Source organism: Nocardia flavorosea NBRC 108225, assembly GCF_001613385.1.
Classification (GTDB): Bacteria; Actinomycetota; Actinomycetes; order Mycobacteriales; family Mycobacteriaceae; genus Nocardia; species Nocardia flavorosea.
Genome location: NZ_BDCG01000029.1, coordinates 39396 through 60624, shown reverse-complemented (window position 1 = coordinate 60624; position 21229 = coordinate 39396). Strand labels below are relative to the sequence as shown.

The following is a 21229-nucleotide window of genomic DNA, read 5'->3' as shown; positions in this document are numbered from 1 at the left end:
ACACCTGAATCGACGCTGTAAACCGCCATGAACACGGACTATTGCCGAGCGCTGACCGCCCGTCTAAAATCTGACCATGCGGCCAGAAAATAGTACGTCCGGCCATGATCGTCGCCCCTCGCTCATCGAGGAGGTCCGGCGGCGACAGATTCTCGAAAGCGCCGTCACCGTGTTCGCCGAAGTCGGGTACGCGAAAGCCTCACTCGCCCGGATCGCCGAACGGGCCGGTATCAGCAAGGGCGTCATCTCCTATCACTTCGCCGGCAAGGACGAACTGATGGAGCGGCTCGTCGAACATGTCTACGCGGAGATCACCGAATTCGTCGTGCCCCGCGTCACCGCGGAAGAAACGGTGCTGCGGCGGATCGGCGAACGGATCCGGGCCGTCGCCGACTATGTGCGCACCAACCCCGCCGAACTGCGCGCATTGACCGAGGTGCTCCACAACCTCCTCGACGAGAACGGACGCCCGGTCTACGGCGACCGGTTCAACGAATCCATCTATCAGGGTTTGGAAGCCGAGTTCCGGACCGGCCAGGCCTCCGGAGAACTACGCCCGTTCGACACCCGCGTCATGGCCGTCACGGTGCAGGCGGGGATCGACGCGATGATCGCCTACTGGCACTCCTACCCCGAGCACGATCTCGCGGCACATGCCGGCGAACTGGCAGATCTCATCACGCACGCAATCACCGCGAGCCCGACCACATCCGAGGTGCAGCCATGACAACCGACCAGGCGACGGCACGCGGTCCCGCACCGCTGGGCAGGACCGAACGGATCCCGGGACCGGATCTCGCCCGCGGATTCATGCTGCTCCTTATCGTGCTGGCCAATACGGCCTACTACCTGTACGGCGGGCAGCGTTCGGCGTCCGGGGCACATCCGGTGGACGGCTCAGTACTCGATACCGTGGTGCAGGGCATCCTCATCACCACCGTCGATCTACGCGTCTACCCGATGTTCGCGTTCCTGTTCGGTTACGGCCTGGTGATGATCGCCCGGCGGCAAGAACAGCGCGGGCTGTCCGATAAACAGGTCCGGTCGGTGATTCAGCGCCGGAACCTCTGGCTCGTCGTATTCGGCGCGGTGCACGCCCTACTGCTGTGGGGCGGCGACATACTCGGCGCCTACGGCCTCACCGGCCTCGTCCTGGTGTGGCTGTTCCTGCGCCGCTCCGATCGCACACTGCTGGTCTGGGCCGGGATCGGCACCGCGATCGCGCTCCTGGTGGCAGCACTGTCCACGCTCGGGGCGGTGGCCGTTCTGGCAGGCGAGGACACCGGCAACCAGTTCGACCCGGGTTTCGCGGACGCGGCATATGCCAGCATTACGGCGGACACCTTCTGGGACTCGGTCGTCGCGCGGATGACGATGTGGCCGGTCCAGGTCACTTTCGTCCAGGGTTTGTTCAGTATGGTTGTGCCCGTATCGATCCTGCTCGGGTTCTGGGCCGCGCGGCATCGGGTACTGGAGCGGCCGCAGGAACACCGACGGCTGCTGTGGGTAACTGCGATCGGCGGTATCACGATCGGCTGGAGTTTCGGGATCGTCCACGCGCTCGCCCACGCCGGGGTGATCAGCGGCGTGGAGCCGGCGATGGCCGCATTGATGGCACCGCAGATGGCGACAGGCCTGGCATGCGGTCTCGGCTACGTAGCAGTGTTCGGGCTGATCGGCGGTCGACTGGCCGGTCGCCGGCCAGGGCCGATCACGTACGCCGTCACGGCGGTGGGTAAACGTTCGATGAGCTGCTATCTGGCTCAGTCGGTGCTGTGCGCGCCACTACTCGCGGCGTGGGGCCTCGGCCTCGGCGCCGTGCTCGGTAGTGCGGGCATGGCCGCGTTCGCCGTCGGGGTGTGGCTCGTCACGGTCGTCTACGCTGTGCTCCTCGAACGGCGAGCAACTCCGGGACCGGCCGAAACCCTGTTACGCCGACTGGTATACGGCCGAGCGGAGATTTCACACAACCCGTCCGTCTCCGCCACCGACAGCGCCTGACCGGGTAGGCGGTGCGATCGCACCGAGTATTCGCACCACCTTCCGATGACCCGATTCGACCCATGCGCGACCCCAGCGCCGCCGCGCCCGGATCGGACGCGGCGAACCCGGCCACGGCAATGACCGCGTAGACCCGGACCCGCCGGCCCGGATTCGCGCCGTCACCACCGAACGGGTCGAGTCGCCCACGACGTCCGGGACGGTCGTGCACGGACCCTCGACAACCCCAGGGGAAACCCCGCGTTCACCGCACCGCGCGCAACCCCGCGAATGTCTCCATCAGCACATGGCTGAGGTTGACGACCACAAGGCCGGCGCCCGCATCGAATGCGGCGCGAGCCCGCGGCGCATCGGAGACGATCTCGAGCCGAGTCCGTCCGTGTTCCGCCGCGGCGCGGTGCACATCCGCCACCGCGGCCACGACAACCGGATCGGCCGGACCGGCTACCTCCAGCGAAACCGCGAGATCGGCCGGACCGGCCATCACAGCGTCGATTCCCGGGGTGGCGACGATATCGCGCGCATTGCGGCAGCCCACGGCCGATTCGACCATGGCGACGACCAGTGTTTCCCGCGCGTCGGCGGCGAGATGATCGGCAGCGGCCCGTGTCCCGTATCGGCCCGCACGCCCATAGGTCGCGAAACCCCGGTCGCCCACCGGTGGATACCGGGCGGCATGCACCGCTGCCGCGGCGCCCCCGGCATCATCCACATGGGGCACGACAACCCCGCCGGCACCGTGGTCCAGTACCCGTTGGATCAGCGCGGGCTCGTTCTGGCCGACCCGCACCAGCACGTCCATACCGTGCACCTGCGCGGCGGCGATATGCTGTCGCAGCGGGATCAGATCCGCGGGGCCGTGTTCGCAATCGATCAGGACATAGTCGAATCCGGCCACACCGACCATCTCGACGAGTTCCTCGGCGGGCATTCGGACCAGTGCCCCGAGCAGCTGTTCCCCTTCGGCCAGCCGCTGTTTCATCCCGGCCATCAGCGCGCCACCATCCCGGCGGACAGATCGATATCGGCGGCGCACAGGCCGGGCATCGCCAGCATCGCCAGCACCGCCCGGGCCACCTCGTCCTCGGTGACCATTCGCCCGAGCGCCGCCCTGGAGACGAAAGCCTGCTCGGCATCTTCGTAGCTGGTTCCGGTACGTTCGGCCTCCAGGCGGAAGTTCCGGTGCATCCGCGCACTGTCGACCGGTCCGGGCGACAGCGAATTCACGTTCACCCCGAGCGGCCCGACCTCGGCGGCCAGCGTGGTGGTGAGCCCGATAACCGCCATCTTCGACGCACAGTACGGGGTCCGGCGCGCCAACGGCCGCTTCCCGGACACCGAGGCGAGATTGATGACATCACCGCGGCCGGCCGCGACCATCGCGGGCAGAAAGGCTCGGCACAGCAGGTAGACGCCCCGCACGTTGACCGCGAAAACATCGTCCCATTCGGCGGGTTCGATCTCGGTGAGCGGGGCGACAGGGCCGGGTATCCCCGCATTGTTGACCAGGATCGACACCGATTCATTCACGAGTTCCCCGGACAGCGCGGCAACAGAATCGGGCGAGGCGACATCACACACCGCCGGGCGCATCGACTCGGGTCGCCACGCGGCGACTCGGTCGAGCTTGTCCCGGTCCCGTCCGACGACGATCACCCGGGCGCCCGCATCGGCCAGCGCCACCGCGATCGCGGCGCCCAGTCCGCTGCCGCCACCGGTCACCAGCGCCGTACGCCCCCTGACCGGGTCGACGACCTCTGCGCGCCCCGCGCCCTGTTCACGCTGCAATCCGGGGTCGGAAGGCATCCCATTTCGTGCGGCCGGGTCGTTCACCGGCCCGGTCTCCGCTCGCGTACCGTTCATCACCGGCTCATTCCAAACACCCGAATCGGTCACCGGCCCGCTCCCCACGACGATTCACTCGACCGGAGGCCCCGGGGACCGGTTTCGGTCACCGATCCGCTCCGGATGGAGGGTTCTTTCACGAGCCCGCTCCCGCATAGGTATCCGCGGCCCACGGCAACGGCGCGCCCGCGTACTTGGCGGCGCGCACATCACCCGAGCGTGCGTGTCCCTCGAACAGTTCCACCCGGGCGGCGCGCCCGCACACCTCGCCGAGCTGTGCGCTCGATGCCTGGTCCACGACCTCGGAGTAGGTGACCGTCTTGAGGTATTTACCGACCCACAACCCACCGGTGTAGCGCGCCGACCCGCGAGTCGGGAGTACATGGTTGGTGCCGATCACCTTGTCGCCGTAGGACACACAGGTGCCTTCACCGAGGAACAGACCGCCGTAGTTGGTCATCTTCTGCAGCGCTTCACGCGGTTCGCGGGTCAGAACCTCGACGTGTTCGCTCGCGTAGGTGTCGGCGAGCGCGTAGGCCTCCTCGAGGGTTTCGACGACGAGGACCTCACCGTGATCGCGCCAGGCGGGCGCCGCGAAATCGGCGGTCGGCATATCCGGTAGCAGCGCCTCGATATGCTCGATGACCTTGCGCCCCAGCGTTTCCGAGGTGGTGATCAGCACCGCCGGCGAATCCGGGCCGTGTTCGGCCTGGGACAGCAGATCGACCGCGACGACGAACGGGTCCGCCGCATCGTCGGCGATGACGAGGATTTCGGTGGGGCCGGCGAACAGATCGATCCCGACCTCACCGAAGAGCTGCCTTTTGGCCTCGGCGACATAGGCATTACCCGGCCCCGCGAGCAGATCGACCCGGTCGATGGTCTCGGTACCGCGGGCCAGCGCACCGATCGCTTGCACCCCGCCCAGCAGATAGATCTCATCGGCACCGGCCAGATGCATGGCCGCGACCGTCGCGGCCGGGATCTCGCCCCGGATCGGCGGGGTGCAGGCCGCGACGCTCGGCACACCGGCGACCTTGGCGGTCACGATGGTCATATGCGCCGATGCGGTGAGGGGGTAGCGCCCGCCCGGGACGTAGGCGCCCACCCGGCCGATCGGAATATGCTTCTGCCCGAGGTGCACACCCGGAAGCGTTTCGACCTCGAAGTCGGTGAGCGAATCCCGCTGATGCTGTGCGAACGTGCGTACCTGCCGCTGAACGAACTCGATATCCTCGACGACCTGCGCGGGCAGGGTGTCGAGGATCTCGTCGATCCGGGCCGGCGAAAGCCGGAACGATTCGGGGCTCCAGGTATCGAACTGTTCCGAGTATTTGCGCACCGCGCCGTCCCCGCCGACCCGGATGTCCTCGAGGATCGCGGAAACGCGTTCGCTCACATCGGTGCGGTCCCGGCGGACCGCCTCGGCCGGGATCGGTTTCTTCAGAACTAGGGGCATGACGACTCCTGTCGGGTGATTCGGTCTGGGGCGACGGCCTGCAGCCAATGGCTCATGAGGTCGGAAATTCGGTGCGGCACTTCCCAGGTGCACAGGTGTCCGGCATCGGCGATCGTTTCGAGGCGGGAACCCTCGATCGCGTCGGCGACGGCCCGGTGGAACTCGCGGGGGCACAGTGCGTCTTCGTCCGCGGAGATGATCAACGCGGGACAGTCGACGGCGGCCAGCGACGGGACCGAGTCGATACGTTCGGCCTGGGCCCGCAGCTGATTCTGGAAGCGGTCGGGTCCGATACGGCGGGCCATGGCCACCACCTGCTCGATCCGCTCGGCGGTACGGTACCGCTCGGCGAACATGGTGGGAGCGATGGTGTCGCGGACAACGGTCTCGAACTCGCCGCGCAGGGTGCGGAACGCCATATCGTGCCAGCCCCGGTACTGCGCGGCGACCGGCGCGTGCGGGTTGGTCGAGATCGCACAGAACCCCAGCACGCGTTCCGGGGCGCGGCGCAGCACTTCAAAGCCGACGATCGCGCCGAGACTGAGTCCGGCCAGCACGAAGGGACCGTCGGTGGAAGCGAGCACCTGTTCGGCCATTCCCGCGATCGACGGCGCATCGATCGCGGCGTGCACCGTCCGGATATCGGGCCGCGGTGTCAGTTCCGCCCACAGCTGCGCATCGCACAGCATTCCGGGGACGAGGACGAGGGGTAGTTCGTCGCCCATCTCACCGCTTCCGGCGCGGGACCAGCGCGTAGGGCGCGAGGTATCCGTTGTGGTCGAGGGCGTCACCGGCGTCGGCGGCCGCTTTCACCACTTCGTCGTCCCAAGTGAGCCGGACCCGGCCGTCGCCGCTGTTGACGACGAGCATGAGCGCGGTCTCGCCGCCCACATTCCGGATCGCCCGGTAGGCGCCGGCGGGAACCGACAGCATGTCCCAGGGACCCAGACGCACCGTGCGGGCGTCGGCGCCGCGATTGACGGTCACCGCCCATTCACCGTCCTTGACCATCAGGACCTGGCGTTCCGCATGCCGGTGCGATGAGACCCCGGCGCCGGGGTCGGCGCGGAGCCAGGCGATGTTGTGCCCGTGCGGGTTGTGGATCCGCGGGACCTGGGTGACGTCTTCGGTCATGCCGTACCCGATCACCAGCCCGAGTTCGACACCGCCGCCGGACAGCGCGGAATCCAGCAGGGCACGGCGCGACCACTGGATATTTTCCTGGGTCGCGATACGTTCGGCCATCTGTTCTGCGGTGAACGGGCGCAGCGCGGCGATCTGTTCAGCGCTGATCGGTTCGACCAGTTCGATACCGTCGGGTAGTTCGTCCCCGGCCACGGTGTCGATGAGTTTGTTGTCCGCGGTCAGGTGCAGACCGTGCCCCTTGGCTTCCTCGAGGACTGCCGGGCCCCAGATGATTCCGCCGGTGTCGTCCATGCCCAGTGCCGTGAACAGGAATCCGTCGTCGGGTCCGATATTGGTGAATCCGCGGAAGATCCAGGTGGGAATCGAGGCGATTTCCCCTTCGCGCAGAACCAGTTCACCCTGTTCACCGTGGGCACCCCAGCGCAGCAGGTACTCACCGCGGAAGCAGAGGAATACTTCTGCCGTGAAGTGCAGATGCAGATTGTTGGTGACCCCGTTGGGCATGGCCGCGGCGCCGATCTGGAAACCGTGCGGCTCCTGCAGGTTGACCACCTGGCCGGAGCTCTGGGTGACGCCGCGGCCGATCATCGAGTAGTTCTCTTTGCGGTCGGATCCGGGGGTCCGGCAGTCGATGAACGCCTGGTTGCAGGACACGAAATCGCTGCGCCGGATGGTGTACCGGTCGAGGTCCGCGGCGGTGACGGTGATTTCGGGAGACATCTGTCCTCTTTTCACGGTGGTTTTTCGCACGGTGGGCGCTCGGCACGCGCGGGGCGGCGGCGCATCCACGGGAAATCGGGCACGACACAGAGCATTTATACGTATGCATCGTGCAGGAACGGTGGCGCCATGTCAACGGATGCCGCGCCGGATCCATGCCTGGACGCCGTTTTCACGTGCCCGACCGGGCAGTTCACTACCTCGGACCAGCGGACGGCCACGAAGCGCCGGACCCGGCCGAGTACGCAGCGCGATGGACTAAGATTCGTATTCACACCACCGGAGCAGTTCCGGCGCGGCCGCCACCCGGCGACCACGTAGCCGATCAGGGGGTTCCATGCCGATCACGAGTCGCGACGTCGCCCGCCTGGCGGGCGTATCGCAGCCGACCGTCTCGCGCGCCCTGCGCGGCGACCCCCGGGTCGCCGCGGAAACCCGCGCCCGGGTCCAGGAAGCCGTCGAAGCCCTGGGCTATGTGCCCAGCGAGGCCGGGCGCAGCCTGGTGACCCGGCGAACCAAGCGGATCGGCATCGTCGTCAGCGATCTCACCAACCCTTTCTATCCGCATCTACTCGGCCCGTTGCACGACGAACTGGAAAAGCATTCGTACCGGATGATGGTGTTCACCGAGCGGTCGGACAACCAGGTACCCCTGGAACAGCTCGTGGACGGATCGATCGACGGCGCGGTACTGCTGACCAGCAATCTCGACTCGCGGTTACCGGCCGAACTCCAGCGCCGCCGCCTCCCCTTCGTTTTCCTCAACCGCGAGAGTTCCCCGCATACCGCCGATGCCGCGGTGGTGGACAACGAACTGGGCGGGCGGCTGGCCGCCGCCCATCTCACCGATATCGGCCACCGGCGCATCGCCGGTATCTTCGGCCCCGACACCACCAGCACCGGCCGCGACCGGGAGCTGGGATTCCGGGCAGCGCTCGCCGAATCGGGTATCGCCCTGCCCGGAGCGTTCACCCACCGGGGTCCGTTCGAGTTCGACACCGGCTATCACGCAATGCTGGAACTTCTCGGCACCGACCCGCGCCCGACCGCGGTGTTCTGCGGTAATGATGTGGTGGCGATCGGAGCACTCAACGCCGCCCTGTCCAGAGGCGTCGACATTCCCGGAGAATTGAGCCTGGTCGGCTTCGACAACATTCCGATGGCCGAATGGGAAGCATTCCGCCTGACCACGATCGGCCACGACCTCGACGCGATGGCGGCGGCGGCCGCCCGCCTGCTCGTCGAACGCCTGGAGAACACGAGCGGCGAGGATCGCCCGCAGCGCGTCGTCATGGCCCCGCAGCTGGTCGAACGCGCCACGGTCGCCCCGCCACCGGCCTGACCGGTCGCGGATCACCACCACCGCGTGCATACGTAAATTCTGACCGGCCGGCACGTTCGGCCCCGACACCTGCCTGCACGACCGTTCGGAACCTCATCTGCGCACGTACGAGCGATAAGGGCACGGTTACCGCCAGGTTTCCACCGTCGTCGATCCGCACTGAACCCTTGTCTTTACCGAATACATACGCATACACTCACCGGACACTGTGAGAGCCGCGTTACATCTCGCCGCCTCGCCTCCCTCCTCCCCGTCCTGTGGGGATCACTATCGAAGGAGTTCAGAGTGAAGCCGAGCAGCCCATACGGGGCCGAGTCACTCGCCCAGCCGGGGCGCCCGACCTCCTGCCCGCTCCGGCACCGGATGCGGCGATGACCGCCACGAAAGCCGCGAACAGCGGCCCCGCCGTCCGGCGCGGGCATTCCGCATGGCGCCGGATCGGTGTTCCGTATGCCCACCTCGCGCCGGCACTGATCGCCATCGTCCTCACCACGATCTACCCGCTCGGCATCGCGCTGGTGAACAGCTTCCGCCACTGGCGGGTGAACGAAACCCGCGAACCCCAGCAGTTCGTCGGCTTCGACCAGTACACGAAGGCGCTCACCGATGACACGTTCCACAATGCGGTCTGGGTGACAGTGCTGTTCACGGTGCTGTCCGTGGTGCTGTCGGTCGGCCTGGGCCTGGGGATCGCGCTGGTGCTCAACAAAGCGACCTGGCTCAACGGCCTGACCAAGGCCTTGCTCATCCTCCCGTTCGCCATCGCCCCCGCGCTGAAGGGCTACTCCTGGCGATTCATGTTCAACCCCGACTACGGCGTCTACGACACGATGCTCGATACGCTGCTGCCGTTCACCCGCGATATCAACTGGCTGGGCGAACCGTTCTGGGCCCTCGTCGTGGTGACCCTCAGCGAGATCTGGGGCTGGGCGCCACTCATCGCGCTGATGTTCCTGGGCGGGCTCGGCGCCATCTCACCGGAGATCCGCGACGCGGCCCGCGTCGACGGCGCCAACCCCTGGCAGGAGTTCTGGCGGATCAGTTTCCCACTGCTGCGGCCGTTGATCTTGATCGTTGTGTTCCTCAAGGCCGTCTGGTCGGTGAAGATGTTCGACCAGGTCGTCACCACCACCGGCGGCGGTCCGGGCCGGGCCACCGAGACCCTGAACTTCTTCGCCTACGAACAGGGCTTCACCTTCCTCGATATCGGCTACGCCTCCGCTGTCTCGTGGATCCTCGTCATCGTGCTGGGCGTACTCGCCACCGGATACCTGATCCTCATGGGTCGCCAGGAGCAGAAATGACCGACACACTCGAAACCGCCACCGAGCCCGCCGTCCGGGCGCGGCGCACCAACCGGCGTACTGTCTCGCCGCTGGCCCGCGCGGGCGCGGCACTCCGGCTGCTGGGCACCCTCGCGATCCTGTTCTTCGTGATGTTCCCGATCCTGTGGCTCACCCTCACCGCCTTCAAGCCGGATCGCGAAGTGTTCTCCACCTCGGTGGTGTTCACTCCCTCCCTGGACAACTTCCGGGCGATCATCGGCGGCCAGAACGATCTCATCGGCCCGATGTGGAACAGCATCATCGTCGCCGTGGTCACCACGGTGATCGCGGTGCCGCTGTCGATGCTGGCCGCTTACGGGTTCTCCCGGTACAAATTCCCGGGCGCGAAACCGATCCTGCTCGGCATCGTGGCCACCCAGTTCATCCCCGGTGTCGCGATCGCGCTGCCGTTCCTCACCATGTACCGCGATCTGGGATTGCTCGACACCCATCTCGCGCTGATCGTCACCAACCTCGCGATCGTGGTGCCCTACAACACCTGGCTGCTGAAGGGTTTCGTCGACAGCCTGCCGCTCGAGATCGAGGAGGCCGGCCGCCTCGACGGCTGCGGCCAGCTGACCCTGCTGTGGCGAGTGATCACCCCGCTGGCCGCGCCCGGAATCTTCGTGGCGGTCGTGTTCTCCTTCCTGCTCGCCTGGAACGAATTCCTCTTCCCGACCTTCCTGGCCCGCAGCAACGCGATCACGCTGCCGGTTTCCCTGATGACGCTGGACCAGCCCGACGGTGTGCTGTGGGGGCAGATGGCCGCCGCCGGCCTGCTGGTGATGGTGCCGATGATCGTCCTGGCGACGCTGGTGCGTAAGCACTTCGCGCAGGGCATGACCCTAGGAGCAGTCAAGTGAGGGCCCTGTCCCGACGACCGGACCGTACGACCCGCAGGCGCGGCATCCTCGCCCTGGTTTTCGCCACCGTCGTGGCCGTCCTGGCCGGCGGCTGCACCGGCGCGCCCGAGACGAGGAGCCTCACCGACCAGGTGGCCGACGCGCCGGTCGGTCCGGACGGGCTGCTCGACGGTAAACCCTACGACGGCACCACCATTCGCTTCCTCACCTGCTGTGCGACCGTTCCGCAGTTCGCCGCCCTGGACCAGCGAACCGCGGATTTCACCGAACGCACCGGTATCCGGGTCGAATGGTCGAACATCCCGTATGCGGCGTTCCTGCAGAAGATCGTGGCCGAAAGCGCCATCGGCGGCGGTACCTACGACGCGCTGATCTGGCCGGACGCCTGGGGCCCGTCGTTGAAGATCGGGGTGCAGCCGCTGGACGAGGTGATGGCCGCCCACGGTGTGACCATGGACGATTTCTCCGGCCCGTTCCGGGAAGCCGCGTCCGCCGGGGCGGAGAACTCGACCTACGGTATGCCCATTCGCGGGTTCTCCTACAACCTGTTCTATCGCAAGGACATCTACGCGAAGCTCGGGCTGGAACCGCCCACCACCTGGGCGGAGTACTACCGCCAGCTCGAGATCATCAAGAACGGCACGCCCGAGCATCCCGTGGCGGGCCAGTTCGGCCGGCGCAACGGCCAGAACCTGAACACCTGGCTGTCCATGCTGTGGAGCAACGGGGGCGAACTCCTCGACGAGAACGGGGCGCCCGCGTTCGACACCCCGGCGGGTATCGAGGCCACAGAACAATATCTGCAGACCATCCGCGCCGGTTACACCCCGCCGGAATCCTCGAACTGGGGTGAGCTCGAATCCACCCAGGCATTCCTGAACGGTGACGCCGCCACCGTGTTCACCTGGTCGTGGCATCTCGAAGATTTCGTCAACCCGACGAAGGCAGCCCCCGAACTGGCCGAGAACGTGGGCGTCGCGCCGATGCCCGCCTTCCCCGGTCACGACGAGCAGAGCTACGCCTACACCTGGCTGGCCGGGGTGCTCAACACCTCCCACCACCAGGGCGCGGCCTGGGAGTACGTCAAATGGATGACGAACGCCGACACCGAACGCAGGATCGCGCTCGACAAATCCGATCCGGCAACGAGTACCGGCATCACCATGCACGACTCGAACATGCTCGACCCGGAGGTCAATGCGGTCAACAACGATCTGCCCGAACTCCAGTACGAGGCATTGCAATCCGGCCGCGCCATTCCCATGAGCCTCGATTGGCCCCGAATCATGGATGTCCTCGCCGTCGCGATCAGCAATATGGCCAATGGCGCCGATGTGCGGGCCCAGCTCACCGATGCGGCGCACCGGATCGCCGAACTCGACTGAGTGTCCGGCACTCGTATCTTCAGAAAGCCGAGAACATGACATTGAAAGACAGCGCATACCTGCCCTACGCCGATCCGGAAGAGTTCATCGTCGAATGGACCGACCGCATCTGGGTGCAGCGTGGCGTGGGGCTGATCCGCGAGAACTACGCCCCGGACGCCATCGTGCACGGCGCGTACGGGACCGGAGTCGGCGTCGATCCGGTGATCGCCTCGACCCTGGCCAAGATCAGCGCCTTCCCCGATCGCGTGGGCCAGGCCGAGGATGTGGTGTGGGAAGCCCGCGGCGACGATGCCTTCCTGAGTTCGCATCGCATCTTCAGCAGCGGTACCAATTCCAAGCACACGATCTACGGCCCGCCGACGCACCGCCGGTTCTCGCACCGGTCCATCGCGAACTGCCTCTACCGCAACGGTGTGATGATCGAGGAATGGGTGATCCGCGACGAACTCGCGGTGGTCCAGGATCTCGGACTCGATCCGTTCGAGGTGGCACGGGCACTGGCGTTCCGCGGCTGGACCGGCTCGGCCACGCGTACACAAGCCGTCGATCCGCTGACCGCCGGCGATACCGGCCCCCGTCCGGACAGCCACGGTGACGAATGCTCCTTCGTCCTCGACATGTTCGACACCGTGCTCGGACAGTCGATGTTCCAGCGGATCGAGGATTACATCGCCCGCGATATCACCTGCCACACGGTCGGCAACCGCACCCTCACCCGTCCACGCAACTATCAGGAATCGTGGATGGACGTGCTCGCGCCCTTCCCGGACGCCCGGATCGAGGTCCGCGATATCGTGGCCAACGATTCGGCGGCGCACGGCGGTCTCCGGATAGGTGTCGTCTGGTGGCTCACCGGTACGTATTCGGGGCTCCCCGTATTCGGGCCGGCCACCGGCTCTCGGGTGGAAATCCTCGGATCCTCGCAGTTCCTGCTGCGCAACGGACGCATCGTCGAGGAGTGGCGGGTATACGACCAGCTCGCGGTGCTGGCTCAGATCGCTCGCGCGCGCGGCGACGAACCCGCCGAGACGGCGGCCGAATCTTCTCCGGAAAGGCAGTGACATGGCAGAAGTCCGTTACGAACAGGCGACCCGCCGCTACGCCGGGGCCGATACCGCCGCGGTCGACGGTCTCGATCTCGATATCGCCGACGGCGAATTCCTGGTCCTCGTAGGGCCGTCGGGTTCCGGTAAGACCACCGCACTGCGGATGCTGGCCGGTCTCGAAGATGTCGACGAAGGGTCGATCTCCATCGGCACCCGCGATGTCACCTTCGTACCGCCCAAGGACCGCGATATCGCCATGGTGTTCCAGTCCTACGCGCTCTACCCGCATATGTCGGTCGGCGACAATATGGGTTTCGCGTTGAAACTCAAAGGTGTGCCGAAGGAGACGGTCCGGCAGAAGGTCGCCGATGCGGCGAAGATGCTCGATCTCACCCAATTCCTCGACCGCAAGCCGAAAGCGCTCTCGGGCGGGCAGCGGCAGCGGGTGGCCATGGGCCGCGCGATCGTCCGCGATCCGGCCGTGTTCCTGATGGACGAGCCGCTGTCGAACCTCGACGCCAAACTGCGCGTGGAAACACGCGCCAATATCGCCTCGTTACAGCAGCGGCTGGCCACCACCACGGTCTACGTCACCCACGACCAGGTGGAGGCCATGACGATGGGCCATCGCGTCGCGGTGCTGAAAGACGGTGTGCTGCAACAGGCGGCGACGCCGCGCGAACTCTACGATCGTCCGGCCAATGCGTTCGTCGCGGGGTTCATCGGGTCTCCCGGGATGAATCTCACGACGCTCAATATCGGCGACGGCGGTGTCGAACTGGGTGAGTGCACGGTACCGGTGGCGCGGGCGGCAACCTCCGATCTGCGCGAAATCGTCTGCGGTATCCGGCCGGAGACGCTGCGGCTGGTCGGCGAGGCCGACGAGGGCTTCGCGCTCACCGTCGAACTCGTCGAGGAACTGGGCGCGGATGCGTATGTCTACGGCACCGTACTGAGTCCGTCGGGGGCCCATCGCGTCAATGTCCGTGTCGACGGCCGCACTCCGCCGCGGATCGGGCAGACGGTACGAGTCGGTGTCCGCAACCATGCCGAGGTTCATCTGTTCCACCCGGGAACCGGCGCTCGCCTGGCAGCCTGACCTTCTGATTTTCGATGTGCCGGCCGGGACATGACCCGGCCGGCGCATTGTGCTGTCCACGGGTCCGGAACGGCTTCCCTTCCCGGCACGCCCTCGGCAGATATTGTCGAGATCAGATGACGAACCGCCCTTCCCTGACTCTGAATACGTATGTACTCTCATCCTCATGCCACTCGATCCCATCGCATATCAGCCCTACGCCGATCCCGACGACTTCATCCGCGAGGTCACCGACCACATCTGGATCGAGCGCGCGATCGGTCATATCAACGACAACTACGAGCCCGACTCGATCGTGCACGGCGTCTACGGCACCTCCACCACCGCCGCCGAGGTGATCGAGGGCACGCTCATGCGCATCTCCACCACCCCGAACCGGGTGGGCCAAGCCGAGGACATCGTCTGGGAAGCCCGCGGTGACGACGCGTTCCTCAGCTCGCACCTGGTGCTCGGCACCGACCGGGAAAACCTCGAGTACCGCAGCCGCAATATCGCCAACTGCCTGTACCGGCGCGGCCGGATGGTCGAGGAATGGGTCGTCCGCGACGCCCTGTCGGTGGCCCGCCAGCTCGGCCAGGACCCCGACGAACTCGCCCGCCGCCAAGCCTTCCGCGGATACAGCGGCTCCATGGCCGCGCCCGCCCCCGCCGATGTGATCACCGAAGGCGGCAGCGGCCCCCGCCCCGACCAATTCCGGCCCGAGGTCGAAATGGTGCTCGAATTCATCGACTCGGTCTGGAACAAACGCGAACTCGAACGGGTCGAACATTTCTGGATCCGCGATCTGTGGCTCAACACCATCGACGATCGCACCATCGCCCGCCCCGAGGGCTACCGCCGCGCACTGCTGCGCATGCTGCGGCCGTTCCCGGGTGGCACCTTCGATATTCGCGATATCGCGGCCAACGACGCACCGCGCTACGGCGGCCTGCGGATCGCGGTCACCTGGAAGTTCACCGGAAAGTACAACGGCATCGCCGATTACGGCCCGCTCACCGGTTCACCGGTCGAGATCCTGGGCATCTCCCAGTTCCTGGTGCAGTCGGGAAAAATCGTCAAAGAAACCCGGATCTACGACGATATCGCCACCCGCTCGCAGATCTACGCCCACCGCGGGGACGAACCCTACGTGAGCCAGAACATCTACTGAGTGGCCACCGGGTCACCGTCACGCCGCGGCGTGACGGTGACCCGGTTCCGCAGCAGCATCTGCTGCGCCATCCGCGCCAGCTCTCGTGTCGCCGGGGACAGCACTCCCGATTCCCGCTGCACCAAGGCGATGGTGTCGTAGAGCGGCGGATCGAAACTCGCCACCCGCACTTCGGGCGGGCAGGCCGAACTCGTCGCCACCGCACGGGAGACGATCGTGTCGCCTATCCCCCGGCGCACCAATCCGAGTGCCGATTCCACCTGCTCCACCTCGATGAGAGGTTCGAGTTTATGACCCGCGATCTGGGCTCGTTCGGCCAGCTGACGCCGCGTGGGTTCCTTCCAGCCGTAGTGCGCGTCGTAGAGGATCGTGGTGGATTGCGCGAATCGTTCGATAGTGACCGGCAGCGCCACCCGTTCCGGGTCAGTGGAGGCGTAGAGCACCTCGTCACGTACCAGCGGAGTCACCCGCAGCCCTTCGGCGTCGACGGGCAGAACCACGAGACCGGCTTCGAGCCGCCCCCCGGAAACTTCCGCGGCGACCTCCACCGAATTCATTCCCACCAGCCGGATCCGCACCTCCGGAAAACGGCGGTGGAATTCTTCGGCCAGATCGGACAGCAGATAGTACGACGCGTTGCGGAGCACGCCGAATGTGGCGACTCCACCGGTCAGCGACCGCACCGATTTCAGAGCTTTGACACCGCCGTCGGCCGAGGCCAGCGACTGTTCGGCATGCGGAAGCAGCGCTACCCCGGCGGCGGTCAGCACCAGTTTCCGCCCACCCCGGACGAACAAGGTCGTGCCGTACTCGTCTTCGAGCGTCCGGACCAGTTCGGAGACCGAGGCCTGCGCGATACCCAGCGATTTCGCCGCGGCGGTGAATGTACCTGCGCGGGCGGTGGCCAGAAATGCGCGCAGCTGCCGAAGAGTCACAGGGTGATCCTATGCGAATGACAGAACCTACCCGGGTATTCCATCATCTTACCCGACCCCGCTGCCACTCCACTTCCGGACCGCGCACCACCCCGACTACGCCGCACACCCGAGACCGACAAGGCCGCCCCCGATGAACCCGCTGCTCTCCCGACAGAAGTCCACCCCGGTGGAGATCTCACCCTGGCAGTCCTACACCGTCGCCGATCTGCGCCGACTCATGGACGAACGAGAACTCACCAGTGAGCAGATCACCCGGGCCTATCTGGACAGAATCCAGCGCTACGACAGCGCCGGCCCTCGCCCACTGAACGCGATCGTCGATATCGACCCCGCAGCGATCGATCATGCTCGCGCCCGTGATCACGAACGCCGGTCGGGCCGTCTCCGCGGACCCCTGCACGGTATTCCGTTCGTCGTCAAAACGAATATCTGCGCGGCCGGTGTCCCGACCACCGCGGGTAATCACGGCCTCGCCGGCTACCGCCCCTCGATCGACGCGCCCGTCGTCCGGGAACTCCGCGCGGCGGGCGGTATCGTCCTGGCCACGGCGAATATGTCGGAGTTCGCGTGGCACGGCACGTTCACCACCAGCTCGATCCGCGGCACCACCGCCAATATCTTCGATACCGCGTGCAGCGCCGGCGGGTCGAGCGGGGGCAGTTCGGTCGCCGTGGCCGCGGGTTTCGCGCCGATCGCCCTCGGTACCGATTCCTGCGGGTCCGTGGTGGGCCCGGCAGTGCACGCGGGGCTGGTCGGGTTCCGGCCGTCGAGTGCCGCGGTGAGTCGGGACGGGGTGGTACCGCTGTCCCCGGCGCAGGACGTCGTCGGGCCGATCGGCCGGACCGTCCGCGATATCGCGGAATTCGCCGATCTCATGACAGGCGGTCGGCACTCCTGGTTCACGACAGCGCAGGCCACCGATCCAGCGAACCTCACTTTCACCTACCTGACCTGGCCCTTCGATACCGCCGACGGCTGCGCGGAGGATTCGGCGCAACTGCGGGCACTCGCCGACGCGACCGTTGCGGCGCTTGTTCGCGATTTCCGGATCCACCGCACCGAACTGCCCGAACTCGACGCGGACTTCGCCCGCGACATCCTCACCGACAGCGGGTGGACGGATGCACGCACGTCGATCGATCTGTTTCTCGCCCGGACTCCGGCGCGGCACGAGCCGGGCGTGGACACCCGCCCGACCTTCGCCGACCTGGTGTCCACAACAGCGCTCGACCGTGCCACGGTCGAGCGCTGGCTCGCAGCGGACCCGCTCCCGAACGCCGCCCACGACGCCGCGTCGGCCAGACAACGAGCCGGCAGCCGCGCTCTGACAGACCTGCTCACCCGCCGCGGTATCGATGTGCTGGTGTACCCCACCGCAGCCGATATCGCACGCCCGGACCGGGCCGGGACAGCAGCAGCCGGGATCAGCTCGAATACCGGGGCGCCGTCGGTGCAGGTTCCGATCGGCACCGTGAACGGAATGCCCGTGGGACTCACGGTGACCGCGGCCCCCGGCCGGGACAGCCGGGCACTGGCAGTGGCCGCGGCAGTAGAAGCCGTCGTGGCCGAACCGGTCCGGGCACCGGGAATCGGCCACACGCGCTCATAGCGGGGCCCGGCCGCAGCCGTCCGATAGCACTAAGCCTCGCAGCCGGAAGCCGCACCGCCCGCAGCCGATCGGAATCCATAGGGTTTTCCTTTGATACGGTCAGGTTTTCTGTGGGTTGTCCATTGCCGTAGACCGCCATACCGTCATTTTCATGAAGTTCACCCCCGCTCGCCTCGCCGAACTCGAAGGCTCGTTCCAGATCCTCAAACGTCCCGCCCTCGACCGCCCCGCCGCCCAGCGGGATCCCGCGGTGATCGCGAAGGTATCGGAAATGCTGTCCACGATCGAAAAGGGCGGCTTCGACGCGGTGCTGTCCTATGCCCGCGCGCTCGACGGATTCCAGTCCACCCAGGTCGAGCTCGGTTCCGCCGAACTGGCGCGGTCCGGGGACGCCCTCACACCGGAACTACGCGCCGCACTCGAGCTCGGCCACGACCGGACCAGCGCATTCGCGCGCGAAACCCGCTCGCATCTGGTCGATTTCGAAACTCAGCTCGCTCCCGGCCTGACCACCGGCGTGCGCTATGTACCGATTTCCCGGGTAGGCGCCTACGTTCCCGCCGGACGCTTCCCGCTACTCGCCGGTGCGTTCATGACCGTCGGCGTGGCGAAGGTCGCGGGGGTACCGACCGTCCTCGCCTGCACTCCACCACGCCGCGACGGCACCGCCGACCCCGCCGTCCTCTACTCCTGCTACCTCTCCGGCGCCGACCGGGTGTACGTCCTCGGCGGCGTCCAGGCCCTGGCAGCCATGGCCTTCGGCCTGCTCGGTGAGCCGTCGGTGGATATGCTGGTCGGCGCCGGTAACGCCTATGTGGCCGAGGCCAAGCGGCAACTCTTCGGCAAGGTCGCGATCGACCTGCTCGCCGGGCCCTCGGAGGTCGCGGTGATCGCCGACGACACCGCCGATCCCGTCACCGTCGCCGCCGATCTCCTGGGACAGGCCGAACACGGCACCGAGTCCCCCGCGGCCCTGGTCACCACCTCGCGCCAGTTGGGCGAAGCGGTTGTCGCCGAGGCCGACCGGCAGCTCGAAACGCTGAAGACCCGCGATATCGCCGGCCCCGCCTGGCGCGATTACGGCTCGGTGACCTGGGCGAAAGACCCCGCGACCGCGGCGGCGCTGATGGACGATCTCGCACCCGAACATCTGGAAATCCAGACGGCCGACGACGACTACTATCACAACGCCTTGCGCAATTACGGTTCGATCTTCCTGGGCCGCTGGAGCACGGTCGCCTATTCCGACAAGGGCATGGCAGGCACGAATCATGTGCTGCCGACTGCGGGCGGCGCCAAACACAGTGCGGGCCTTTCGGTCTCCCGTTTCCTCAAACCGCTGACATACCAGCGGGTGGAACGGTCCGCCACACCCGAGGCCGCAGGTGCGGTCGAGACGATCTCGCAGTACGAGGGTATGGCCGCCCATGAAGCGACCGCGACCCTCCGGCTCGACGCCTACCGCAACAGCGACGCCTGACGACGCCCCTACCGGCGGAAGCACCGCACTGACCACGGCGAGCCCCACACCACAGGCGGGGTTAGCCGTGGCCGGCACGAGAACTGGCACCGCGACTGCCGATCCGCCGCCGGGCGCACCGCCGCAGACCGGGTCACGGCCTACCGCGGATCGCTGCCAGGACCGTATCCACCGACTGTTCGGCGAGCTCGTCCGGCAGCGGCAGATGCCGGAAAAGCGCGCGGAAATAGATGGGGGCGGCCACCGCGTCCAGCACGAATCCGATATCGATCTCCGGGTCGATCTCGCCGCGATCGATCGCCGCTTGCAGCGCGCGGGCCGTGGTGTCCCGCCGGGGCCCGAACACCCTGGACCACAGCTGTTCGCGTAGTTCCGGATCGGCGGAGAGATCGGCCACCAGTGCGGGCAGAACCCGCCCCAGCGAGGTATCGCGCACAGCCCCGACGAGTTCCCGCATGGATGCGATGAGATCCGCCCGCAGATCGCCGGTATCGGCTGTCGGATCGAGCCCGAGCAGATCGGCGACGATATCGACCACCAGGTGACGTTTGGACGGCCATCGCCGATAGATCGCCGGGCGATGGATACCCGATTCGGTAGCGACGCGGCCGATAGTCATTCCCGCATATCCCTCGGCGTCGAGTACGGCGCGCGCCGCCGCCAGCACGGCCGTATCGATTCGGTCGTCCCGGGTACGGCCCGCCATCAGAACACCGGCCGCGGCACGAGAACCACCTGCCAGCCGTCCGGGTCCGGAAACGCGATCGCCCCGTTCGCCGCCCAATACGGATTCTCGGTCGCGACCGGTTCGACCCCGAACTCCCCCAGCCGCTCCACCGTTTCGTACATGCGGGCTTCGGAGGAGAAATACAGCACGAGCAGATTGTCGTTGCTCGGCGCGTCGCCCGGACTGCCGTCGGCGTGGCTGGTGAATTCGAGGTGGTAATCCGCGCCCGGAAGCCCGAGCATCACACCGTCGTAACCGGCGTGGTTCTCGAACCGGTACAACTCGTTCAAGCCGAGCCCGTCCACATAGAACCGGGTCACCTCCTCGAGGCGATCGGTCGGACGGGCGAATCTGACCTGGGTCACTCCCAGGGCATCGGGCCAGGCATTGACAGTCACTCCATTACAGTACAGTACGTACTGTAATTATTCGAGTGCCCAGTCGCAGCCGATTCGGCCACGCGCCCCGAGCAACAGGAGACAAGAGATACCGACCAGCCGGGGCTACGTCCCCATCGTCACCGACCCGGCAGCGGCGGCTGCCGATATCCCCTTGGCCGTACTGTCGGCGATCACCCACGCCAAGGACCGCAGTATTGATGCGATACTGAAAACACTCGCCGACGCCCTGCACGAACTCGAAGACGAGGAAGATTTTCACGTCTTCGCCGAACTCACCGAACTCGGCCTCGGCGCGACCCGAGCCGCGAAAACCTGGAGCAAACTGATGAGCGTGGATCTGTCGTTCTACCGTTCACGTACGTCCCAGCGCCTGCGCGCCGAAGGACGTGCCGAAGGACGCGCCGAGGGCCGGGTCGAAGGACGCACCGAGGGCCTGTTCGAAGGACGCGTCGAAGGCCGGGTCGAGGGCCGCGTCGAAGAGGTGATCGATAAAACCCTGCGGCTACTGGAAGCACGCGGAATCGATATCCCCGATTCGGCCCGGGAGCATATGCAGACTTGTACGGACCTGGACGTGCTCGACCGCTGGTTCGACCGAGCCATCTCCGCCGCCGATATCCACGAGGTGCTCGCCGAGTAGCCGCGCGACGGTTACCCGCACGCACCAACGACCGGCAAGCAATCCTTCGC

20 protein-coding genes are annotated in these 21229 nt (G+C 66.6%); 12 read left to right on the top strand and 8 right to left on the bottom strand.

Annotated features, from left to right (window positions below):
- The first annotated feature begins 76 nt into the window (after positions 1-76).
- Positions 77-727 (top strand): TetR/AcrR family transcriptional regulator, encoded by a 651-nt coding sequence (locus NFL01S_RS32720; protein ID WP_062980198.1) that lies wholly within the window; start codon positions 77-79, stop codon positions 725-727.
- A complete protein-coding gene (locus NFL01S_RS32715) occupies positions 724-2001 on the top strand; it encodes a DUF418 domain-containing protein (protein ID WP_062980197.1) in 1278 nt (425 codons plus the stop codon). Before NFL01S_RS32720 ends, NFL01S_RS32715 begins: the two co-directional genes overlap by 4 nt.
- Positions 2002-2245: 244 nt before the next feature.
- Here NFL01S_RS32715 and NFL01S_RS32710 read toward each other — a convergent pair whose 3' ends face one another.
- The 5 genes from NFL01S_RS32710 to NFL01S_RS32690 form a co-directional block, all read right to left on the bottom strand.
- Entirely contained in the window at positions 2246-2992 is a 747-nt protein-coding gene (locus NFL01S_RS32710) for an HpcH/HpaI aldolase family protein (protein ID WP_062980196.1), read from the bottom strand.
- Complete coding sequence (locus NFL01S_RS32705; RefSeq protein ID WP_245670991.1) at positions 2992-3864, bottom strand: SDR family NAD(P)-dependent oxidoreductase; 873 nt, start codon at positions 3862-3864, stop codon at positions 2992-2994. Before NFL01S_RS32705 ends, NFL01S_RS32710 begins: the two co-directional genes overlap by 1 nt.
- 118 nt (positions 3865-3982) lie before the next feature.
- Positions 3983-5305, bottom strand: coding sequence for a histidinol dehydrogenase (gene hisD, locus NFL01S_RS32700; protein WP_062980195.1), 1323 nt, complete (start codon positions 5303-5305; stop codon positions 3983-3985).
- Complete coding sequence (locus NFL01S_RS32695; protein WP_062980194.1) at positions 5296-6030, bottom strand: alpha/beta fold hydrolase; 735 nt, start codon at positions 6028-6030, stop codon at positions 5296-5298. Before NFL01S_RS32695 ends, hisD (NFL01S_RS32700) begins: the two co-directional genes overlap by 10 nt.
- Before the next feature lies 1 nt (position 6031).
- Positions 6032-7171 carry a cupin domain-containing protein gene (locus NFL01S_RS32690; RefSeq protein WP_062980193.1) on the bottom strand — a complete coding sequence of 380 codons (1140 nt, stop codon included), beginning with the start codon at positions 7169-7171 and terminating at the stop codon, positions 6032-6034.
- A 337-nt stretch (positions 7172-7508) separates the two neighbouring features.
- Here NFL01S_RS32690 and NFL01S_RS32685 point away from each other — a divergent pair, with 337 nt between their 5' ends.
- The 7 genes from NFL01S_RS32685 to NFL01S_RS32655 all read left to right on the top strand — a co-directional run bounded on the left by NFL01S_RS32685 (position 7509) and on the right by NFL01S_RS32655 (position 15384).
- On the top strand, positions 7509-8513 hold the full coding sequence (locus tag NFL01S_RS32685) for a LacI family DNA-binding transcriptional regulator (RefSeq protein WP_062980192.1): 1005 nt from the start codon (positions 7509-7511) through the stop codon (positions 8511-8513).
- A gap of 371 nt (positions 8514-8884) precedes the next feature.
- The gene (locus tag NFL01S_RS32680; protein ID WP_062980191.1) at positions 8885-9817 is read left to right on the top strand and encodes a carbohydrate ABC transporter permease; all 933 of its coding nucleotides are present in this window, start codon (positions 8885-8887) and stop codon (positions 9815-9817) included.
- The gene (locus NFL01S_RS32675; protein ID WP_062980190.1) at positions 9814-10701 is read left to right on the top strand and encodes a carbohydrate ABC transporter permease; all 888 of its coding nucleotides are present in this window, start codon (positions 9814-9816) and stop codon (positions 10699-10701) included. Before NFL01S_RS32680 ends, NFL01S_RS32675 begins: the two co-directional genes overlap by 4 nt.
- Positions 10698-12086: an ABC transporter substrate-binding protein gene (locus tag NFL01S_RS32670; RefSeq protein WP_062980189.1), complete on the top strand. Its 1389-nt coding sequence runs from the start codon at positions 10698-10700 to the stop codon at positions 12084-12086. Before NFL01S_RS32675 ends, NFL01S_RS32670 begins: the two co-directional genes overlap by 4 nt.
- 35 nt (positions 12087-12121) lie before the next feature.
- Positions 12122-13150, top strand: coding sequence for an ester cyclase (locus NFL01S_RS32665; RefSeq protein ID WP_062980188.1), 1029 nt, complete (start codon positions 12122-12124; stop codon positions 13148-13150).
- A gap of 1 nt (position 13151) precedes the next feature.
- The gene (locus tag NFL01S_RS32660; RefSeq protein WP_062980187.1) at positions 13152-14234 is read left to right on the top strand and encodes an ABC transporter ATP-binding protein; all 1083 of its coding nucleotides are present in this window, start codon (positions 13152-13154) and stop codon (positions 14232-14234) included.
- A 166-nt stretch (positions 14235-14400) separates the two neighbouring features.
- Positions 14401-15384, top strand: a complete 984-nt coding sequence (locus NFL01S_RS32655; RefSeq protein ID WP_062980186.1) for an ester cyclase — start codon at positions 14401-14403, stop codon at positions 15382-15384.
- On the opposite strand, the gene NFL01S_RS32650 is transcribed toward NFL01S_RS32655, so the two are convergent.
- Positions 15378-16319, bottom strand: coding sequence for a LysR family transcriptional regulator (locus NFL01S_RS32650; RefSeq protein ID WP_062980185.1), 942 nt, complete (start codon positions 16317-16319; stop codon positions 15378-15380). The genes NFL01S_RS32655 and NFL01S_RS32650 overlap by 7 nt on opposite strands.
- 133 nt (positions 16320-16452) lie before the next feature.
- Here NFL01S_RS32650 and NFL01S_RS32645 point away from each other — a divergent pair, with 133 nt between their 5' ends.
- Entirely contained in the window at positions 16453-17931 is a 1479-nt protein-coding gene (locus NFL01S_RS32645; RefSeq protein ID WP_062980184.1) for an amidase family protein, read from the top strand.
- Between the two features lie 151 nt (positions 17932-18082).
- Complete coding sequence (hisD, locus tag NFL01S_RS32640; protein WP_062980183.1) at positions 18083-19411, top strand: histidinol dehydrogenase; 1329 nt, start codon at positions 18083-18085, stop codon at positions 19409-19411.
- Between the two features lie 133 nt (positions 19412-19544).
- Here hisD (NFL01S_RS32640) and NFL01S_RS32635 read toward each other — a convergent pair whose 3' ends face one another.
- Positions 19545-20117 (bottom strand): TetR/AcrR family transcriptional regulator, encoded by a 573-nt coding sequence (locus NFL01S_RS32635; RefSeq protein WP_062980182.1) that lies wholly within the window; start codon positions 20115-20117, stop codon positions 19545-19547.
- A complete protein-coding gene (locus NFL01S_RS32630) occupies positions 20117-20536 on the bottom strand; it encodes a VOC family protein (protein WP_062980181.1) in 420 nt (139 codons plus the stop codon). The genes NFL01S_RS32635 and NFL01S_RS32630 overlap by 1 nt, the downstream gene beginning before the upstream one ends.
- Positions 20537-20690: 154 nt before the next feature.
- Here NFL01S_RS32630 and NFL01S_RS35980 point away from each other — a divergent pair, with 154 nt between their 5' ends.
- On the top strand, positions 20691-21179 hold the full coding sequence (locus NFL01S_RS35980) for an RpnC/YadD family protein (RefSeq protein WP_062980180.1): 489 nt from the start codon (positions 20691-20693) through the stop codon (positions 21177-21179).
- Positions 21180-21229 lie beyond the last annotated feature (50 nt).